A 19,478-nucleotide genomic window follows, 5' to 3' on the forward strand; every position below is an offset into this window, starting at 1 on the left:
AGAATCGATTGCACGGTATAAATAACACCACTTCCCTTTCACTTTAATGTAGGTCTCGTCCATTCGCCAAGAATCACCTACAGCGTGATTTCTTTTCTTCCACAAACAATAGATAATTTGACTATATACTTGCACCCAACGATAGACCGTGGTGTGACATACATCAACACCTCGATCAGCCATAATTTCAGAAACTTCTCGATAACTCAGGCTATATCTCTAGTAATAGCCAACGGCTACTGTAATAATATCTCTTTTGAATTGTTTCCCCTTAAAATGAGTCATTTGAAATCTCATAAAAAAAGAATCAGCTAAATAATGCTGATCCTTCTTTTTATTGCGATTTACCGTTGACACTTACCTTAATGCGTATGCTCTTCCAAAATTTTTGCCAAACAAATCAGCAAATTTAAACATAATCGTTTTAAAAAACATTAAATCAAATATGTACATACAAATTAAGAATTTTCTCGAAAAAAACCAATAAAATATTTACAACAATCATACTAACATTAAAAAAAATAAAATCTTTCAATTTTAAAGATAATAATATTGAAAATAAAACAGAAAAAATTATTGGCGTAACTAATTTATAAGCTTGAAGTGTAAAAATTAAATTTGGATCAATCAACAGAATCAAATAAAGAACTAGTAATAATATTTCATTAACTAAAATAATAGTATTCAATACTTTACTCCTATTTTCTTCATAATCTAAATCATAAGATGTAAAATAATTTAATACAAAACTAAAAATAATATTTAATACAAAAATCATAATAAACATTACAAAAACAAAAGAAAAAATCAATACAAAAACTGTCATAACATTGATTTCTAAATCACCAAAAAAATCTTTAACTTCAAAAATAATAAGGAAATTCAAAATCAATAAAGCTAACAAATTAATTAAAAACATTTTTTTCATAACATCACCACATTAAATCCATCTAGATCATATAATATATGATCTTTATGATTAATGATAAAAATAAAACCTTCAAATTTATTAATTCTATTTTTCAATAATTCACAAGTTTTCATATCTAAATGTTCAAAAGGTTCATCCATAAACAAACAATCCCAATCAAATTTAGTATACAAAGGAGAAATAATAATTTTTTGTATAGTTCCTTTAGATAAATCTTTACACAATGTATTTCTATGTACTTCTAAATCTAAACTACTAATAATTTCATTAACATCTTTTTGAGTCAATTTTAATTTTAAAACTTTATTTAAATAAAATTTTAAAAAATCTTCTAATTTCATAAACGGTTCATAAAAAGGAGTTGAAGGTATAAAAAGTGATTTTTTTTTATTATAATCTAATAAAACAGAACCTTTTTTTACCTTCAAAACACCTAACAATATTTTCAAAAGAGTAGTTTTACCAGTACCATTATTACCTTTTAACCAATATTTAGATTTTTCATTCAAATCCAACGAAAAATCTTTAAATATTTCTTTATTCTCCTCATAAAAAAAATCAATTTTATTTAAATTAATCATTAGATAAAATTCCTTTCTAAAACTTCAATAATTGATGCAAAAAATAAAAAAACAATAATATTCATAGCATAAAATTCAAAGAAAAAATGTGGAATAAATAAAACAAAAAAATCAATTAATCTATTATCAATAATGAAAACTTTAATAGAATATACTGTAATATAAATATCTAAAATAAACTTACCAAAACCCAAAATAGGCACTATATAAGAAGAAACAGCTAATAAATTATTTGTAAGTATACTTAGTATATTCAAATATATAGATTGTTCAACATTATAAGGTATTTTCATTTCTGAATCTAAATTAACTTGAACAACAAATAAAAAAATCACTATTAATATAATATTAATAAAAAACAAAAGATTAATTTTCTTAAAAGTATTTTTCACAAAAATCATCACCTAAAAATAAATATATTAAAAACAGTAAAACACAATAGAATTTCTAAACATAAAAAATACATTACATAGCTTTTTTTACTTTTATAACACTCATATATTGTTATTTTATAAATAATAAACAAAATAATAATATATGCTAAGAAAGAAATAATAAAATAATAAAAAACAGCCAAAAAAGATTCATTTATTAATATCAATCCAAATATATTCAATAAAATCAAAGAAAAATAAATATTAAAAGTCTTCTTAAAAAGAAAAGTATTTAGAATAACATTTTTAAATGGAACTTTTAAATATTTAAACATGAAAAACAATTGTTTATAACTTGAATTTAAATATATAACTTCTGAATATATAAATAAATTAGTTAATAATAAAACAAGAGGAACATTGATTAATATGTAATCAGATACTTTACTAAAATATGAATAATCAGTTAAGCATAACCATAAAAAAACAGCATACAAAAGTATATAAAATAAATTTTTAACATTATAAGATGACTTAATAGTAATTTTCAAAGCTAACATCAAATAAAAAATATTCAATACTAAAATTAATAAAAACATAAATATAAGAAACAAAAGATTATAAAAACTAATAAAAGAAAAAAAATAAGACTCTATTAAAAAATAAAAAACAATAAATAACAATAAAAATGAAATTATTTTTTCTTTTATATAAAAATAAACATAAATATAAATGTTTTTATAAAATATAAAAAAATCATCCCTATATAAACTTAATAATTTCTTATTTTTACCTAACAAAGAAATCAATAAAAATAAAAAAATAATATTTATTTTTCGATCAAATATAGATATATTAATCATATTGAAAATCTCTATACAACTTTCAGGAAAAAAAAACATAAAAAAAATAAAGAACATAAAAAACATAAAAACTAAAAAAGCTAATAAAAATTTATTTGTTTTTGAATTTATCAATAAACTTTCAAACAAAAAATTTATTTCTGCTCTTTTTATTTGAAATATACTTTTTAACATTTATTTAATCCTTTCTAAAAAAATGCACTATTACTATAGTGCATTTTAAAATAATCATATTAAAATCATTACCAAGTTACAGCGTATTTTTTACCATATTTAGAAATTACAGTTTTAGCAGTTGCTACAAGTGCAGTTGTAAAAACACCGTAACCTACAAGTAAACCAACTAAACTTATAATAGTTGTAACTGTACTATAAGTATCAATAATAGTAATTATTTTAGTTGCTACAGCAGTAGAAATACCTAAATTAGCTGCTAAATAAGGAGTTCCCACTGCAAAACACCCAATAGACAAAACAATCAAAGCAGTATAAAATACATAATTTTATTCATAATTTCACCTCCTCTTTTACCTTAACATACCATTTTTAATAAAAAAAGGTTTGATTTATAAAATAATAACAAATTAATAATATCAAACTATAAAATGAATCCCCATTCCATACTCACCCTTTTTGATACTAAAAAAACATGGTTTATTCAATACCAAAAAGGTAAAAAGATTTATCATTGACACTTAGCTTAATTTTTCCAAAAAAAAATACGAGAAATTCTCGTATTTATAGATCTTTTAATTCCTCAATTTTTTAGCTTTAGAATTATATTCTTCAAATTCTTCAACGGTTAATTGTCGAAGCATATTCTCATATTTTGATGTTTGCCAAACAGACGTCAACAAATGCGTATATTCATTTTCACCTTGTTTTTTATATTGATCTAACTCGCCTTGCTTATATTTTTTAACGTATTCTTTAAACAATCCGTTAAACGTCAATAATTGACGTCCTTTCAATGCACGATAAAAAATTTCAAAAACAGATTGTGAAGCATATAATTCATTACTTTTCGCTGAATATTTCGCAACCTACAGCACTGCTCCATTCTCTGATTTCTCAGATGAACGTACTTTTCTTATATCTACTTGCGTAATACTTTCATCATTCATACATTCACGCCACATTTCTAACCATTTAGACTGTTTAATATATTGAGTAGTTTGATTAAAATAACTTTTATTAACGGCTAAAATCACATGAAAATGAGGGTGATACGTATCATAGTTCGGGTTATGATCCCCTTCTTTTAAATTACGTTTATCATAATAATCTTTTGCACGTTTATACATTTCTTTTGTTATGAAACGTTCTTGATTGTACGTTACTTCTAATTTACGAACATAACCATTTATAACCTTTTCTACATTTCTTCGTTTAAATAATTTATTAAAAGCATGATTGAACTGATCAATTTCATTTTTTAATTCTACTCCTGTCACATTTGGTGCAGTTAATGGGTTCTGTTGCAAAGTTTAAAATAACAAATGATTTGCCATTAGGTTTCGTCCTTTAGGCAGAAACTCCGAGTAGTTGATTTATTTCTTGTGTCACTGAAAAACCAAAAAGATTGAATTCTTTTCGGCTAGACTTGTATAAGGCATGTATCGTCTCAATTCCTTTAATCGTAGATGAGGCAGTACTTATGGACTGATAGAGCTTGTGTCTTTTCTTGATTGGCCGATGATTTTGTTCAATGATATTATTCAGGTATTTGCTAGTCCGATGTGTCATTGAATCAAAATATCCTTCTGTTTTAAGTTGATTGAAGGCACAAGCTAATGAAGGTGCTTTATCAGTCACAAGTACCCGAGGATTCCCAAAATGTTTGATTAAGTGTTTAAAAAATGCATACGCTGCCCGACTATCACGTTTTTTTCGTAACGATCTATCTAAAGTCCGTCCTGAAGAATCGATTGCACGGTATAAATAACACCACTTCCCTTTCACTTTAATGTAGGTCTCGTCCATTCGCCAAGAATCACCTACAGCGTGATTTCTTTTCTTCCACAAACAATAGATAATTTGACTATATTCTTGCACTCAACGATAGACCGTGGTGTGACACACATTAATACCTCGTTCAGCCATAATTTCAGAAACTTCTCGATAACTCAGGTTATATCTTAAATAATAGCCAACGGCTACCGTAATAATATCTCGTTTGAATTGTTTCCACTTAAAATGAGTCACCTGAAATCTCCCTATCGTTTATTTTCTCTTAATTCCACCTGATATCATGCTAATTGAGAAACTTTGCAACAGAACCTTCTTCCGTCTCTTAAATTCATATTAGCCCATTTTTGAATACATCCAGCATAAGTGGATTGTGGAGGATATTGTGGTGTATATGGTTGTATGTACGTTGGAGGATACGGTAGTGGATATATTGGTGGTAGTTGCATTGGTGGTTGTGCTCGTGGTTGTTGTATCGGTTGGTTTGGATTTATTAGCCAATATTCCCGAAATGGTTGAGTCATGAATACACGTCCTTCTTTCTTCTATTTTTCCTTATTTAATATATTTATGTATAATGTTTAATCGTATATCCGCTAATGTCTTGGTTACGAGCTTAATAGCAACCTTTCAACATCCTGCTTGTTTCATTTCCACTCTTAAAAAGTGAACGACCACGAAGACCAAGAGACAAAATCAAAAGAATAAAAAGAGGTAGAGAAGGTGAAAATCGCCTTCTCTTTTTTGAATGTTCCTTTTCCCCTTATCGGACAACGAACTGTACCATCACGTGCATTGAGGAATCTCTCACATAGCTACACAAAATTTACTTTTCACAAGGAAAAACCCTCCATAGTGGCATCCACTTCATCTTCTGTGACCCCTATGTACTGCATCGTGATCGAGGGGGCGGAATGATTAAATAACTGCTGTAACACCGCCACATCCTTATGTTGCTTGTAATGATGGTACCCAAACGTTTTACGCATCGTATGCGTACCAATATCCTCACGCCCTAACGCCTCCGCCGCCTTTTGCAGTACTCTGTACGCTTGTGTGGTGGAAATAGAGCCGTTTCCTTTTTGACTCGGAAACAACCACGCAGACGGGCTCATATCACGTGTATACGACTCAATCAGTTCTCTTGTGGCCCGCGGAATCAAAAAGCGTTTTGTTTTCTTCGTCTTTTGCTCGGTGATCACCAAATGCGTTTTCCCTCGTACATCGTCCACTTTCAACGGAACCAAATCACTCACCCTCAGCCCAACATTAATCCCTAAATTAAATAAAAACAGATCTCGAGCGCGCGCATACTTGGACAGCGCCCACCGAAAATCCTCAATTTCTGCCTTTGTGCGCAATGGCTGCACGTTCTTTTCTTTGGCCATTTGAACCCCTCATTTCATCCGGTATCGTACATTATATGTATGTTATTGTACCACGAAATAAAGAACCCAATAAAATCGCACAAAAAAACGTATGAAAATATACAATTTTCATACGTTTTAAACCATTTTAATATAGTTGGCTAACTAGTTAGTCAACTTATTTTGGATAATAATTTTTTTCCGACTACTATTATCTTGATGAAGAAGGTAAATTCCATTCTTTGCGGAAATGCCATTAATATTAGGAACCCTAAACTCTTCTACTTTTACTAATTTGTTCTTTTCTACTCTAAACTTCTCTAAATATTCATTTTCGTCATAACCTAAGTACACCTGGTTTTTGGTATCTTTTTCCAAACTATAGACGAGTGTGATATTCGAAAGAGCTTCTTGTGTATTGTTACTTGAAAAATCGTAAAAAATTAGTTTCTTATTATTAGATGAATCATTAGCAAAAGATAAATAAACCAGCTGTTGCTCATTAATAAGTTTTGCCCAACCAATTTGTTCATAAGGACTTTTCGTTTCTTTCATTTCCTTACTTTTTACATCATATAAATAAAGATATCCAGATTTATTTTTTTCATCAGTAAACAATAGTTTCCCATCTGTTGAAGATAAAGACATATTTCTAAATGTAAAGGTAGTTAAATCAAAAATACTTTTAGTCTCATTTGTTTGAAGGTTCTTCAACATAATATATGCTTTTTCTTTTTGTATATCTTTCTTTATCCATGCAACATAATTTCCAATAAGTATAGGAAAATCATTTTGGAAATTCTTATCGTTCTCTTTTGCTAAAGGTTGGATTTCTTTAGTATCTAAATTCATAATATAAGGATTTATCTGCGACCCAAATTCATCACAATCTACCCAAACCATCCAATTATTATTCAATTCTATTCCTTGAACTGAGGGATTTTCAAATTTACTTTTGAATATTGTTGTATATTTTTGAGTCTTACGATTATATTGAATAATTTTATTATCCAAACCAGATGGACTCTGATCTTCTACACTCATATACACTATATCTTTATTTCCCCTATATGAAGTAATACTAGTAAAAGGCACATCTACTTTTTTATCCATATCTTTATCAACTATTTGGAAATATTCAGAATTTTTATTTTTAGTGACATCCGCCTTTTCTTCACTTTGAACTAATTTTAAACCAATAAATAAAATTATAGTAACAACTACTATTAATCCTAATATTCCTAATCTCTTTTTTTTCAAAATAGCCTCCAAACAATATTAATACTTTAATATTTTCTTATTACCAAACCATCACAGGGTTCGATGATTCAAGATCTGCTTCATTTACAGCTCTTGTAATCCCTAATTTACTTGTAGACTTAGCAATAGATGCCCAATATGACCCACTACTTGTATATTCAGTATAATGATTAGGATCTACAATACGCATCTTCTGGTTCTGTTGCAAAGTTTAAAATAACAAATGATTTGCCATTAGGTTTCGCCCTTTAGGCAGAAACTCCGAGTAGTTGATTTATTTCTCGTGTCACTGAAAAATCAAAAAGATTGAATTCTTTTCGGCTAGACTTGTATAAGGCATGTATCTTCATTTTCATCTGGTTTCTTGTACTGATCTAACTCACCTTGCTTATATTTTTTCACATATTCTTTAAACAATCCGTTAAACGTTAATAACTGACGACCTTTTAATGCACGATAAAAAATTTCAAAAACAGACTGTGATGCATATAATTCATTACTTTTCACTGAATATTTCGCAACCTCTAATACAGCTCCATTCTCCGATTTTTCAGAAGAACGAACCTTTCGTATATCGACTTGCGTAATACTCATATCGTCCATACATTCACGCCACATTTCCAACCATTTAGATTGTTTAATATATTGCGAACCTTGATTAAAATAACTTTTATTTACAGCTAAAATCACATGAAAATGAGGGTGATACGTATCATAATTCGGGTTATGATTCCCTTCTTTCAAATTGCGTTTATCATAATAATCTTGTGCACGTTTATGCATAATATTCGTAATAAAACGCTCTTGATTATAGGTCACTTCTAATTTACGTACATAACCATTCACAACTTTTTTCACATTTCGTCTATCAAACAACTTTTTAAAAGCTTGATTAAATCGATCAATTTCTTTTTTTAAATCATCACCTTGTACATTCGGCGCAGTCAATGTTAAAAAAATGAATTCTTGTTCTTTCTGTTCTCGAATCGCCTGCATTAACACAGACAACATAATGGCATCTTTTTTGCTTTATTCCACGTACATAATGGACAAAATCGATTCCCCCAACTATTGGAGCGATGAACACGTTTCGCACTCATCTCTAAATTCGTTAAATGTTGCATAAAATAATTAATTAGCTTTAGTATTTTTTAATAAATTTATTAAAAAACCAATAATAACCCCAATTAAAATTTTAAAAATTATAGAAATATCATTTAAAAAGAAACCAATTATAATTGCACTTACTCCACCTAATAACATTGCATAAAAAACGTTCAAATAAATCTCCTCCTAGTATTCATTTTAACAAAAATATGGGTAGAGTAACACTTTTAGACAACTTATAGGGCACAGAATTCGCTTGACATGAAGCATCTCTGTACATGAGTTACTACGACAGAGATGCAGCTATATTATGCTGCATTAGCGAAGAAAGGCTATTATGCACAGGACTCCAGATAAAGCAATTCTTCTTTGAAACGATTAGGAGTACCCCTCTAAATATTATAATTTTTGTTCAACTACGTGTTGCCCATCCACATTGCTGATACCGAATATTTGTGAGCAATATTACGAATCACATTTATTTTCGTCCCATGATCAGCGCTGCTCTAAGAAAAAACAGGTGGTTTAATTAACCTATTTTTTCTTTTAATGTTATTATTTAGAACATATTAATGGGAAGGGGTAATTTTATGAGAGTATAAAATATTTTGTGTAAATAACCAAAGACATAGAAAAAGGAAGACCTTTTCTTGCTAGAATTAAGTCACCACAACCAATCCTAGAAAAGAGGTCTTCCTTATGAATCAGTTTACAACAGAAATCGTTCAAGCTCTAGTCCAAAAACAAGATATAACTGAAGTTTTTCGCTCACATTTAGAAACAGCCGTGAATTCGCTGCTGGCTACGGAATTAACTGAATTCCTAGATTAAGAAAAATACGATCGCATTGGTTTTAATTCAGGTAATTCTCGCAACAGTTCTTACGAAGGCTCGTTAAAAACAGAATTTGGTGAGCTGACGATTCAAATTCCACGTGATCGCAATGGTGAATTCAAACAACAGACCGTTGCACCATATAAACGTACGAATGATACACTCGAAGAAACTGTGATTCACCTGTTCAAAAAAGGCATTACGATGTCTGAAATCTCGCCTTTAATCGAAAAAATGTACGGGCATCATTACACACCACAAACGATTTCAAACATGACAAAGGCTGTCTCTGAAACAGTAGCCGCATTCAATAATCGCACGTTGTACAATCGTTACGTCTGCGTTTATTTAGATGCGACTTATATCGCTGTTCGTCGTGATACCGTTTCAAAAAAAGCCGTGTATATTGCCGTCGGCATTCGCGATGATAGCTTAAAAGAAGTACTCAAGAAAAGACATAAGCTGTATCAGTTCATAAGGACTGCCTCAGCTACGATTAAAGGAATTGAAACGATACACGCACTATACAAAAAAAGCCGAAGAGAAAATCTCTTTGACTTTTATGAAATCAATTAATTATTAAGAATTCTTGCATACAACGCAACTAAGAAATAGAAATACTTTTTTATTTTTTAAATTTGTAACAGAACCAAATATAGTATAATAAATATAGAAGGAAAGGAGGTGAAAGAGTAGTGTTTACTAATATATTAGGGGCTTTTACTCTAGCATTTCTAACTTTGGCACTCAAGTTCATTAATCCATTAAGCAACGCAATTGATACACAATTGAATAGCAAATTAGAAAGAAAAATGAAACTTGAGCGTCATAATAGAGAAATAAAACTATTAGACTTAGAAATAGATAAAAAGTCTAGAGAGTAAATTCACAAAATATCAAGGAGCCATAACTCCTTGATACCATATATATTTTAACACAACTCAAAAATATATGAAACTTTTATCAACTTATGATAAGATCCTATTTTTGGCTATAACAGTGACGTGTGTTATTAGCTGGACTTTCGCAGGGTTCGTATGGACTTCAGTAGTCTTGACTATTCTCCCAATCTTTATAATCGCATCTACGATTGCCAAATACAAGTTAATTAAGTGGGAGGAAGAAGCGAATAAAAATAAAGATGAAGAAACTTGATCTACAACTGAAGTATTTAATTAGTAAGCAGCCTATCATTTGATGGGTTGCTTTTTTTGGTAGGGTAACACTTTTCTGAGAGGTATCTAAAAGCTTATGGGGCACAGAATTTTCTTGACATGGTGCCTCTCTGTACATGAGTTACTACGACAGAAATCCAGCTATATTATGCTGCATTAGTGAAGAAAGGCTATTATGCACAGGACTCCAGATAAAGCAATTCTTCTTTGAAACGATTAGGAGTACCCCTCTAAATGTTATAATTTTTGTTCAACTACGTGTTGCCCATCCATATGGATAAAGAGAAAAAGCCTATCCACCCTCCCATATTATACATATTTCTCTTGCTTCTTTTATACCGTTCATTTTGAAACTACTAATCTCCTTGATAATTTCCTACATAATAAACCTAAAACAATAGAACATACTAAATACCAGAATATATAGCTTGGCATTATTATCAACCAGAAGAGTAGATATACGTCAATTACAAAAAACAACCAACTTAGTATCCAAAAAAGACTAGATAAAAACTCTCTAATCATCATTATGCGCACTCCCATTATCTCTTTATTTTTAAAAAATATACCATTTCAATATATTAAACTTTGGAAAAAGGAGGTTCCTTCGAATAAAAAATATTATTTTCATTTTTTAGTTCTTTAGTTCTTATTTTTAGACTTTCCGTTGATACAAACACATCTTTTGCTTCTTCTGACTATAAAAATAAAGAAATCAATTTTTACAAAGATGGAGAATTGATAAAAACAACAGATGCAAAGAGTTATACAGACAATAACGTAAAAACAGATGAACCATATACATATGAAGTTTTAGTTTTAGCAAAACTAAATATAACGGAACCGTATAAACATGACTTGGAATTAAAACTAAATGATTTAAATCTTCTATCTGAAGAAATAAAAAACAAACTCTTTAAATAATAATATTCATAGCATAAAATTCAAAGGAAAAATGTGGAATAAATAAAACTAAAAAATCAATCTATTTTCAATAATGAAAATCTTACATGTAGTAATCATAAAAGAATGACCTCAACAATAACAATTAACTGTTGAGGTCATCTTTTTTATTGCGTTAATTTTAAGAGATCAAGCGGACTATTCAAAATATAATCAGCATCTTCAAATTGTGCTGTACTTTTTGCACCCCATAAAGCTAGCGCAAATTTTACACCGGCACGATGTGCACTCTGCATATCATAGAAAGAATCCCCTATATAAATAGCTTCAGATGTTTTGACACCTAAATTTTCTAAAGATAAATAAATTGGTTCCGGCTGTGGTTTATGTTCAGTCGTATCATCAGCATCAACTATATGATGGAAATAATCATTTAACTTGAAATGATTAAATTCATCACACATTGATGCTTTTGTTTTGGATGTGACAATGCCTAATTTTTTATCTTGTACCTGCAATGATTTTAACGCTACTTCCATATAATCAAAAACAGTCACATCATGTGAAAAATCGAGGACAGCAGCAGACCATACTTCATGAAGCTCATCTACAGGTTCCCATGACATTTTACGTAGAGCATCCTTACCAGGAATACCTAGAATAAAATGAATGTCTTCATGTGTTACGTTAATATTTTTTTCGTTTTTTAATGTTTGTTGTAATGAATTAAGCATGGCTAACTCTGTATCAATAATCGTACCATCGACATCAAATATAAAGGCTTTAAACATCAATATACACCCCTTTTTCACTCTTTTTACCCGAAGGGGTGATTAGTAAACTATTTGTGGGTCTTTGAAGTTGTTTTATTTTTATTAAATCGCATAACAGCTAGAATGACAATGGTTAAAACAAGTAAACCGCCAAAAGATACGCTATACAACCAAATATCGGTTTGACTTAATGTAAACGAATTAAAAAACTTTGTTGTTTTTTCATCTTTGTCGGGTAAAGATGCAATTGAATCGATATTGGAACCGACAATAGCGTTTAGCATACTATTAAACATGTGGTTTTATCCTCCCCTACTTATTTAAAAATTATATATAAATAATGATGCTTTATTATTGTAATAAAACGTATCGTGTAAACCAACCTCATTATAAACTATTCTTTTCTCTTTTTATACAGTCACTATACAAAAGTCCTTTTCTTCTTCAACAGAACAGGTATTTTCTTCCTCTTGTATAAAGTCGAAAGACTTACTTTGTTACAATAGTTTATCAATATTACAAAAAAGGCTGAATTTGTAATATAAAAATGCTTTTTTTAATATGTTTTTGTTATTTGTATTCTATATAATGAGTAGTGTTCTACATAAATATAAATATAAAGGGGTTTACATATAAAAATGAAAAAGAAAATTGTCTCAGCAGTTGCATTAGGTTCACTAGTAGCTGCATCCACTTTAACATCATTCTCAGCCTCAGCTGCAACGTATACTGTAAAATCAGGTGATTCATTATCTAAAATTGGTAACAAATATGGGGTTTCTTACAAAACGGTGATGAACTGGAATGATTTAAGCAAAACAACTATTTTTAAAGGGCAAAAATTACAAATTAAACCAACAACGAAAAAAGCGACAACTGTTAAGAAAACGACAACTTCTTCAAATGCAACATACACTGTAAAATCAGGTGATACTTTATCTAAAATTGGCGCTAAATATGGCGTTTCCTATAAAACAATCATGTCTTGGAATAATCTACATTCAACCGTTATTGCAAAAGGGCAAAAATTAAGTGTTAAAGGTGCCGCTAAAAAAACAACGACAACATCCAATGGATCTAAACCGCTTACTTCAGGATCTAAGTATACTGTAAAATCAGGTGATACTTTATCTAAAATCGCCTCTAAATATGGGGTTTCTTATAAAACTTTAATGTCTTGGAATGGTCTAAAATCAACAGTTATTACAAAAGGTCAAACACTTAGCGTCAAAGGAAAGGCATCTGTGACAACGACAACAACGAAAAAAGCAAGTTCTTCCAAGTCAACTGCTTCTACTTCAAAATACACGGTTAAACGAGGCGATACTTTATCTAAAATCGCCTCTAAATATGGGGTTTCTTATACAACCCTTATGTCTTGGAATGGGATGAAATCTACTCAAATTCGTGTAGGACAAAAATTAAGCGTTAAAGGAAAAGCAGTTGGTGTTAGCAACTCGGTTGTCAATAAACCGACGACAACTGGCTCTGGTTCAAGTCGATTAGCAAATACGGCCTCAATTGGGAAACAATATCTTGGCGTACCTTATGTTTGGGGTGGCCAATCTCCAAATGGTTTTGATTGTTCTGGATTTATCACATATGTTTACAACAAAGCTGGTATTTCAACACCTCGTTATACAGCAGCTGGATTCTATTCCGTATCAACTGCCGTATCTAACCCACAAGTTGGGGACTTAGTGTTCTTCAAAAACACATATAAATCTGGTATTTCACATATTGGTATTTATTTAGGTAATGGCCAAATGGTAAGTGCTGCTGGAAATCGTGTTCAAATTGAATCGGTGAACTCTAGTTATTGGAAAAACCATTTTGCAGGTTATAAACGTTTAAACGCTGCACGTTAATGTTCTAAATAAAAACCCCCCTTTTTGCAAATGAACTATCTTGCAAAAAGGGGGGTTTTTTAATAAATTATTAATAAGTACAGCCACTACTGCTCACTAAATCAGTTAAAATTAGTCCTTTGAGTTCATCGCATACTGATAAGCTGAATGAACAGAATTATGGCAACGAGTAAAATTGAAAAAAAAACTAATCGATCACTGGATAAAATGCAATGTTCAAAGTGCTGCACTATTCAGTGATAATCATCTATTCAACTAGCCACTTAAAACCTCTAGTAATTACTTTTACTAACGCTCATACAATAGTAACTGTAGAATGAGCTTTAATGGTGTACTTTCTTTCGTGTGTGTTTTAGTTTTTTTTGTAAAAACTTCTTTTTCTTTTTTAATATAGACTAGCGAGGTTTATTTAATAGATGATTTTATAGATATTAAATCTTGATACGGTTGAAATTCCAAGCCATTCATCGTAATTATATAAAATAATTCGTCCCCTTTTTTATAAACTGATGCTAAACAATAACCTGCTGCTTTCGTCGTGCCTGTCTTACCGCCCAAATAACCTTTTACTGGTGTTTGTAACTGTTGAAAAGCCGTACTATACATCGTTAATAATTGAGTCGAAGTCGTATACTGAGGCGTCGACATAATTGTTCTTATCGTATTATTTTTCCAAGCATAGTTTAAAATAATGGCTAAATCTGACGCTGTTGTATACTGCCCTTCTGCATCAAGACCTGTAGAATTTTTAAAATGCGTATTTGTTAAATTCATCTTTTCAACTTGATCATTCATCAGCTGTACAAACTCTTCTTCACTGCCACTAACATGATTTGCTAATGTAATGGCTGCTTCCGCTCCGGACGGCAGTAATAAGCCATACATTAAATCTGTAACCGTTACTTGTTCCCCAGGCTGAAATCCAGCTTGTTTAGCCTGTTGACGCTGCAGATGATCGATTACCTGTCCCTCAATAGTAATTTTTGTCTGAAATTGATGAATCGTTTCTACAACAATTATTGCTGTCATTAATTTTGTCAGTGATGCTGGTGCAACACGCATTTGCGCTTCTTTTTCCATAATAATTTTTCCGGATTTATTTAACACTACGACATTTTCACTATCTAATTTTACCGTTGTCAATGGTTTATATGCTACTGAATTCGTTGAAAAATAATAAACAATTGCACTTACGATAATCAACAGAAATAATATTCTTTTCATATTTTTCACCTCTGTTATCACTTTAACAACTAATTCTTAAGAATAGGTTTGGTTAATTATGAAGAATTTCTTACTAATTAATCAGGTGAACTAGAGCAACATTGTTCATTTATTTTCGTTACTTACTATAGTTAAATAGGTAGACAATGAATTAAATTTTCTAGTATTAATATTACAAATATTACATTTACGTGACAAAAAAATGAGGAAGTATGCTATTATACAATTTGCACCTATAAAGAAGGAGTGATTTTTTGAAAATATTACTGACAAAAATAGCAAGTTTGATTGTAGCAACGACGATTATTACCACACCTATTTCTGCGATACTTGCAGATGCTACACCAGCCTCTAAGGCACAAAAAATTATGCCGACAATGCAAAAAGAGCCCGCATACACGCAAAATAAACTTGTGATTAAATACAATTCACCATTGTCATTCAAAGAGATTGCTGAAGTTAAAGGGTCGATTGTCCAGCAATTACCTGCCTTGAACTATGTGATTGTACAATTTAAAAATGAGGATGATTTCCGACAAGCTGTGTCATTATTATCAACAAATGATAAAATTACAAATCTTGCACTAAGCCCACAATATACAACAATGGCGACACCAGATTTAAAAGATCACAACCAGTATATACACAGCAAACTTCAAACGAAGAAAGCCTATCGTGACTCGGGTATGAAAAAAGTAAAGGTTGCCGTAATTGATACAGGCATAGACGATACAAACCCTGACTTAAAAGGAAAAATTGTCTTCCAAAAAAATATTATGGATCCTATGAAAAAGTCTGTAAAATCCGCTCATGGTACACATGTAGCTGGTATTATTGCTGCTAACTATCGCAACGAAATCGGTGGCTTTGGCGTTTATCCAAATGCTCAAATATACGCATATGATGTCTTTAATGGTTCCGCGAATACCAATGATTATAATTTAGCAAATGCTATTATACAGGCAGTTAAATCAGGTGTTCAACTTATTAATATTAGCATTGGTGGTACAGAGCCATCGATTATTTTACAAGACGCTATTAACTACGCAACGAAGAAAAATGTTGTCATCGTTGCTGCAGCAGGCAATGAATCAACTAGTGAGCCGTCTTATCCAGCATCATTTGATAATGTTATTAATATTGGCTCAACAAATGACAAAAACAAATTGAGCAGTTTTTCAAACTATGGACCATCTATTGACTTAGTTGCACCAGGTGAAGATATTTATTCGACTTCTTATACACCCAATCGTTCATCGTACTTTGAATATATGAGTGGTACCTCAATGGCTTCGCCAGTAGCGACTGGTATCATTGCCATGTTACTATCGAAAAATAAACAGCTGACACCTGCTCAAGTCAATTATATATTGCAACATACAGCAAAGGATTTAGGACCAAAAGGCACTGATTTTACATATGGTGCTGGTTTAATTCAACCGGTCGCTGCTTTGAAGTTTAATCCTAAGAAAATCCCTTCACTCGTATCAACAAATTGGACAAAAGCAACCATTTTAACAAAAGCTAGTAAACTCTCTTTACATAGCACAGTTGCTGGTAAACTAACAAAACCTTCAGAACAACATTGGCGTAAAGTATCGGTTAAAAAAGGACAATTAATTCAAGCAAAGCTTGTCCCAAGTGAGCATTCTGATTTAAAATTATCACTACGTTTTTACGGTAAAAATACCTCTAAATCATATTCAATTGATCATATGACAGCTGGAGGTAGTGAAGCAAAATATGTGAAAGCTCCTTTTGATGGGCAATTAGCTGTCGGTGTCAAAGACGTTTTTGGCAATGCGAATGGCAGTTATAAGCTGTCCATGCAGTCACCTACGACTTTCCCAACAGATGAATCATCCATGGACAAACCAATGACAATTAGTAGTTCTACTTCAAGTATCAACAAACTCTATATGCAGCCAAAATCAACTAGCTCTGATCAAGATGTTTTTCATTTTTCAGCATCGAAAAACCAGCTAATGCAATTTGAAACAACCGCATTACCAGGAGTCGACCTTTCACTAGAAGTTTATACGAAAAATAATTTGTATGGTGACGGAGAGGATGGACCGATTGCATCCATCAATAAAAATGGAATTGGTGAGGCAGAACATTTATCATTCACAACGCAAAAAGGTGAAGACTATTATGTCATTGTGTCAAATGCTCCAAATAGTTTAGCTGTTACACCAGATGATTTACTCGGTTCTCTTACTGGTGGCTTATCTAAACCACAAGCATCATTACTACCTTATAACTTACACATTTCTTCAAAAAATATTCCAGTTGATGAAGACCGCATCTATTTTGATAATGCTACGATGGCAAAAGTGGATCGTGATGCACCGACTAAATCATATTCGCTGGAACAGCTTGTAAAAAAAGCAGGTCGACCATTTGATATTAAAAATGGTGTAAAAGGTTATTTACAAGGCTCTAATGATATTGATGGCTACTATTTTAAAACGAAAAAATCAGGTTTTTATGAATTTGCCAGCCTGGTGAAAAATGATAATGATCAACCTGCACTCTCTATTTATGCAGTTATTAAAGACCCGAAGACCGGCGATGTCAGCGAGCAACTTATTGCATCAAATGTTACAGATGATGGCATGATGAACGATACAGCAATTGCGAGTTTAGCGGCGAACACAACTTACTTAGTTGAGTTATCTGTTGGTCCTATAGGTTCTATCCCATTTAACGGCTATAAAGCTACGGCAAAAATTTTAAGTGAAAATATTGCAGACCGTTATGAAAATAACGATGAACCTGAAAAAGCTAAATCTATTCAAGTGAAAAAAAATATAACCGCTAATTTCAGCTCACCAAATGATGTGGATTTCTATTATTTCACTGCACCTACAAGTGGTATTTATGGTATTGATTTAGCGAGTGATTACGTTGATACATCGGCATTTAGTACGCAATGGCTCAATTACTATACAAAAAACATTTCAATTTTCAAAGATTATAATGGCAACCATAAAATGGACACCAAAGATATGGAGTCGGTTGTATCCTTAGCAATCGATAAAACAGGTGAAGCCATTAATGGCTCAATAGAAGCCAAAAAAGGTGAAAAATTCTTTATTTTAGCGAATCCAACTGGTTTTGTGACAACAAGTCTATTTTCTATCTTTCCATATACCATGCGCATCACTCCCGCAAAAATGATAGATGAAGATGCTGGAAATAAGGTGAAAAATAATACACCGTCCAAAGCGATTAAATTAATCAATACAGATGACTACCTTTATTCTAAAACAGGGATCCTAAATCCAGGGCAACTTCATGGTGATGTTGATTGGTATTCTTTAAAATCAAAATACAAAAAAACGGTCACAGTATCTTTGCAAGTACCAGATGATATGGATGGTGTGGTTGAAATTTATAAAAAGGGAAAATTGGTCAAAAAATTAGATTCCTATGGTAAAGGCGATTATGAAATTGCTAAATTGACAATGACAAAAGGAATTTACTACTTTAAAGTACGCGATCGTGACGGCAATGCATTCATTCATCCATATGAATTGGAAATCGAATACGACTAAGTATTAGATAATGCAGCTACAAATTTGAAGTGGTTATAAATCAGGAAAATTAATTACTGTACCAGTATGCCCAAAGTCGAGTACATTATTTAGATTCATCTGTATTTTGTTATGAATACCTTCTAAAAAGCAATTTGCTCCACTCAAGGTGAAGCGATTTCTAAACGACAAAAACCATCAATTATTTCGCTGCCCTAACCTAGATCATAGAATCGAAAAAAAGCTGGGACATAGTGTGGTCTCGGTTCAAACAACAAGGGAAATTGCTTCGGCAATTTCCCTTGTTGTTGTTTTGATATTGTCAGCGAAACAATTTATAAGTAATCTATTTCTATATCTAAAGATAAACTCAATTGATTCTCCCATTATGATTTTTTTAAAACGATAGGATGTGCCTACAGATTGTTTAAAGCACCCTAGCTCTCCCTATCTCTACTGTATGCTATGAACTTCCATAAATTTACTTGGCTGGAATACCAGACAATGTCATCTGAACAGCTCTCATTGTAACTTCATACGGATCACTTACCTATATGCTCATAAAAAATACACCTCCAAAGAATGGAGGGCACTGAAAAACTTACGTTTTTTATGACGAGTTGATTTTTTAGATAAAAATAAGGCACTTTCTGTTCGATTTGAACAGAAAGTGCCTTATTTCATTGTCTATTTCTTACTCTTTTTCATTTA

At 31.2% G+C, this 19,478-nt stretch carries 18 protein-coding genes and 3 pseudogenes; 4 read left to right on the forward strand and 17 right to left on the reverse strand.

Annotated features, from left to right (window positions below; genetic code table 11):
- The 14 genes and pseudogenes from DEX24_RS15980 to DEX24_RS17315 form a co-directional block, all read right to left on the reverse strand.
- Window positions 1-285 (reverse strand): annotated as a pseudogene (locus DEX24_RS15980) (IS6 family transposase); the annotation flags it as partial.
- Between the two features lie 154 nt (window positions 286-439).
- Window positions 440-928: a hypothetical protein gene (locus DEX24_RS15985; protein WP_109307387.1), complete on the reverse strand. Its 489-nt coding sequence runs from the start codon at window positions 926-928 to the stop codon at window positions 440-442.
- Window positions 925-1,512 (reverse strand): ATP-binding cassette domain-containing protein, encoded by a 588-nt coding sequence (locus DEX24_RS15990; RefSeq protein WP_109307388.1) that lies wholly within the window; start codon window positions 1,510-1,512, stop codon window positions 925-927. The genes DEX24_RS15985 and DEX24_RS15990 overlap by 4 nt, the downstream gene beginning before the upstream one ends.
- A complete protein-coding gene (locus tag DEX24_RS15995; protein WP_109307389.1) occupies window positions 1,512-1,904 on the reverse strand; it encodes a hypothetical protein in 393 nt (130 codons plus the stop codon). Before DEX24_RS15995 ends, DEX24_RS15990 begins: the two co-directional genes overlap by 1 nt.
- A 1,087-nt stretch (window positions 1,905-2,991) precedes the next feature.
- Window positions 2,992-3,201 carry a circular bacteriocin, circularin A/uberolysin family gene (locus DEX24_RS16005; RefSeq protein ID WP_246131576.1) on the reverse strand — a complete coding sequence of 70 codons (210 nt, stop codon included), beginning with the start codon at window positions 3,199-3,201 and terminating at the stop codon, window positions 2,992-2,994.
- A 297-nt stretch (window positions 3,202-3,498) separates the two neighbouring features.
- On the reverse strand, window positions 3,499-3,702 hold the full coding sequence (locus DEX24_RS17585; protein ID WP_246131577.1) for a hypothetical protein: 204 nt from the start codon (window positions 3,700-3,702) through the stop codon (window positions 3,499-3,501).
- Between the two features lie 90 nt (window positions 3,703-3,792).
- Window positions 3,793-4,233, reverse strand: coding sequence for a protein rep (locus DEX24_RS17590; RefSeq protein WP_249033895.1), 441 nt, complete (start codon window positions 4,231-4,233; stop codon window positions 3,793-3,795).
- Between the two features lie 40 nt (window positions 4,234-4,273).
- A pseudogene (locus DEX24_RS16015) lies at window positions 4,274-4,954 on the reverse strand (IS6 family transposase).
- A 44-nt stretch (window positions 4,955-4,998) separates the two neighbouring features.
- Window positions 4,999-5,241: a hypothetical protein gene (locus DEX24_RS16020; RefSeq protein ID WP_109307392.1), complete on the reverse strand. Its 243-nt coding sequence runs from the start codon at window positions 5,239-5,241 to the stop codon at window positions 4,999-5,001.
- A gap of 309 nt (window positions 5,242-5,550) precedes the next feature.
- Window positions 5,551-6,105, reverse strand: coding sequence for a site-specific integrase (locus DEX24_RS16025; RefSeq protein ID WP_109307393.1), 555 nt, complete (start codon window positions 6,103-6,105; stop codon window positions 5,551-5,553).
- Between the two features lie 144 nt (window positions 6,106-6,249).
- A complete protein-coding gene (locus DEX24_RS16030; protein WP_109307394.1) occupies window positions 6,250-7,344 on the reverse strand; it encodes a TolB-like translocation protein in 1,095 nt (364 codons plus the stop codon).
- Between the two features lie 40 nt (window positions 7,345-7,384).
- A complete protein-coding gene (locus DEX24_RS17310) occupies window positions 7,385-7,534 on the reverse strand; it encodes a hypothetical protein (RefSeq protein WP_170112979.1) in 150 nt (49 codons plus the stop codon).
- A gap of 131 nt (window positions 7,535-7,665) precedes the next feature.
- A complete protein-coding gene (locus DEX24_RS16035) occupies window positions 7,666-8,355 on the reverse strand; it encodes a protein rep (protein WP_109307395.1) in 690 nt (229 codons plus the stop codon).
- Between the two features lie 120 nt (window positions 8,356-8,475).
- Window positions 8,476-8,625: a hypothetical protein gene (locus DEX24_RS17315; protein ID WP_170112980.1), complete on the reverse strand. Its 150-nt coding sequence runs from the start codon at window positions 8,623-8,625 to the stop codon at window positions 8,476-8,478.
- A 525-nt stretch (window positions 8,626-9,150) separates the two neighbouring features.
- Between DEX24_RS17315 and DEX24_RS16040 the strand changes: the two are divergent.
- Together DEX24_RS16040 and DEX24_RS16045 are read left to right on the forward strand one after the other, a co-directional pair.
- Window positions 9,151-9,732, forward strand: a pseudogene (locus DEX24_RS16040) (IS256 family transposase); the annotation flags it as partial.
- Between the two features lie 248 nt (window positions 9,733-9,980).
- The gene (locus tag DEX24_RS16045) at window positions 9,981-10,169 is read left to right on the forward strand and encodes a hypothetical protein (RefSeq protein ID WP_109307396.1); all 189 of its coding nucleotides are present in this window, start codon (window positions 9,981-9,983) and stop codon (window positions 10,167-10,169) included.
- A 1,361-nt stretch (window positions 10,170-11,530) separates the two neighbouring features.
- Here the strand turns inward: DEX24_RS16045 and DEX24_RS16055 are convergent.
- On the reverse strand, window positions 11,531-12,154 hold the full coding sequence (locus DEX24_RS16055) for an HAD family hydrolase (RefSeq protein WP_109307398.1): 624 nt from the start codon (window positions 12,152-12,154) through the stop codon (window positions 11,531-11,533).
- 50 nt (window positions 12,155-12,204) lie between these two features.
- Window positions 12,205-12,432 carry a hypothetical protein gene (locus tag DEX24_RS16060; protein ID WP_109307399.1) on the reverse strand — a complete coding sequence of 76 codons (228 nt, stop codon included), beginning with the start codon at window positions 12,430-12,432 and terminating at the stop codon, window positions 12,205-12,207.
- 342 nt (window positions 12,433-12,774) lie between these two features.
- On the opposite strand from DEX24_RS16060, the gene DEX24_RS16065 reads away from it, so the two are divergent.
- Entirely contained in the window at window positions 12,775-14,004 is a 1,230-nt protein-coding gene (locus DEX24_RS16065; RefSeq protein WP_109307400.1) for a C40 family peptidase, read from the forward strand.
- A gap of 405 nt (window positions 14,005-14,409) precedes the next feature.
- Here DEX24_RS16065 and DEX24_RS16070 read toward each other — a convergent pair whose 3' ends face one another.
- Window positions 14,410-15,228 carry a D-alanyl-D-alanine carboxypeptidase family protein gene (locus DEX24_RS16070; RefSeq protein ID WP_109307401.1) on the reverse strand — a complete coding sequence of 273 codons (819 nt, stop codon included), beginning with the start codon at window positions 15,226-15,228 and terminating at the stop codon, window positions 14,410-14,412.
- 254 nt (window positions 15,229-15,482) lie between these two features.
- Between DEX24_RS16070 and DEX24_RS16075 the strand changes: the two genes are divergently transcribed.
- The gene (locus tag DEX24_RS16075) at window positions 15,483-18,788 is read left to right on the forward strand and encodes a S8 family peptidase (protein WP_109307402.1); all 3,306 of its coding nucleotides are present in this window, start codon (window positions 15,483-15,485) and stop codon (window positions 18,786-18,788) included.
- The last annotated feature ends 690 nt before the right edge of the window (window positions 18,789-19,478 follow it).

Origin of the sequence: Kurthia sibirica (assembly GCF_003143975.1) — a bacterium.
Taxonomy (GTDB): Bacteria; Bacillota; Bacilli; order Bacillales_A; family Planococcaceae; genus Kurthia; species Kurthia sibirica.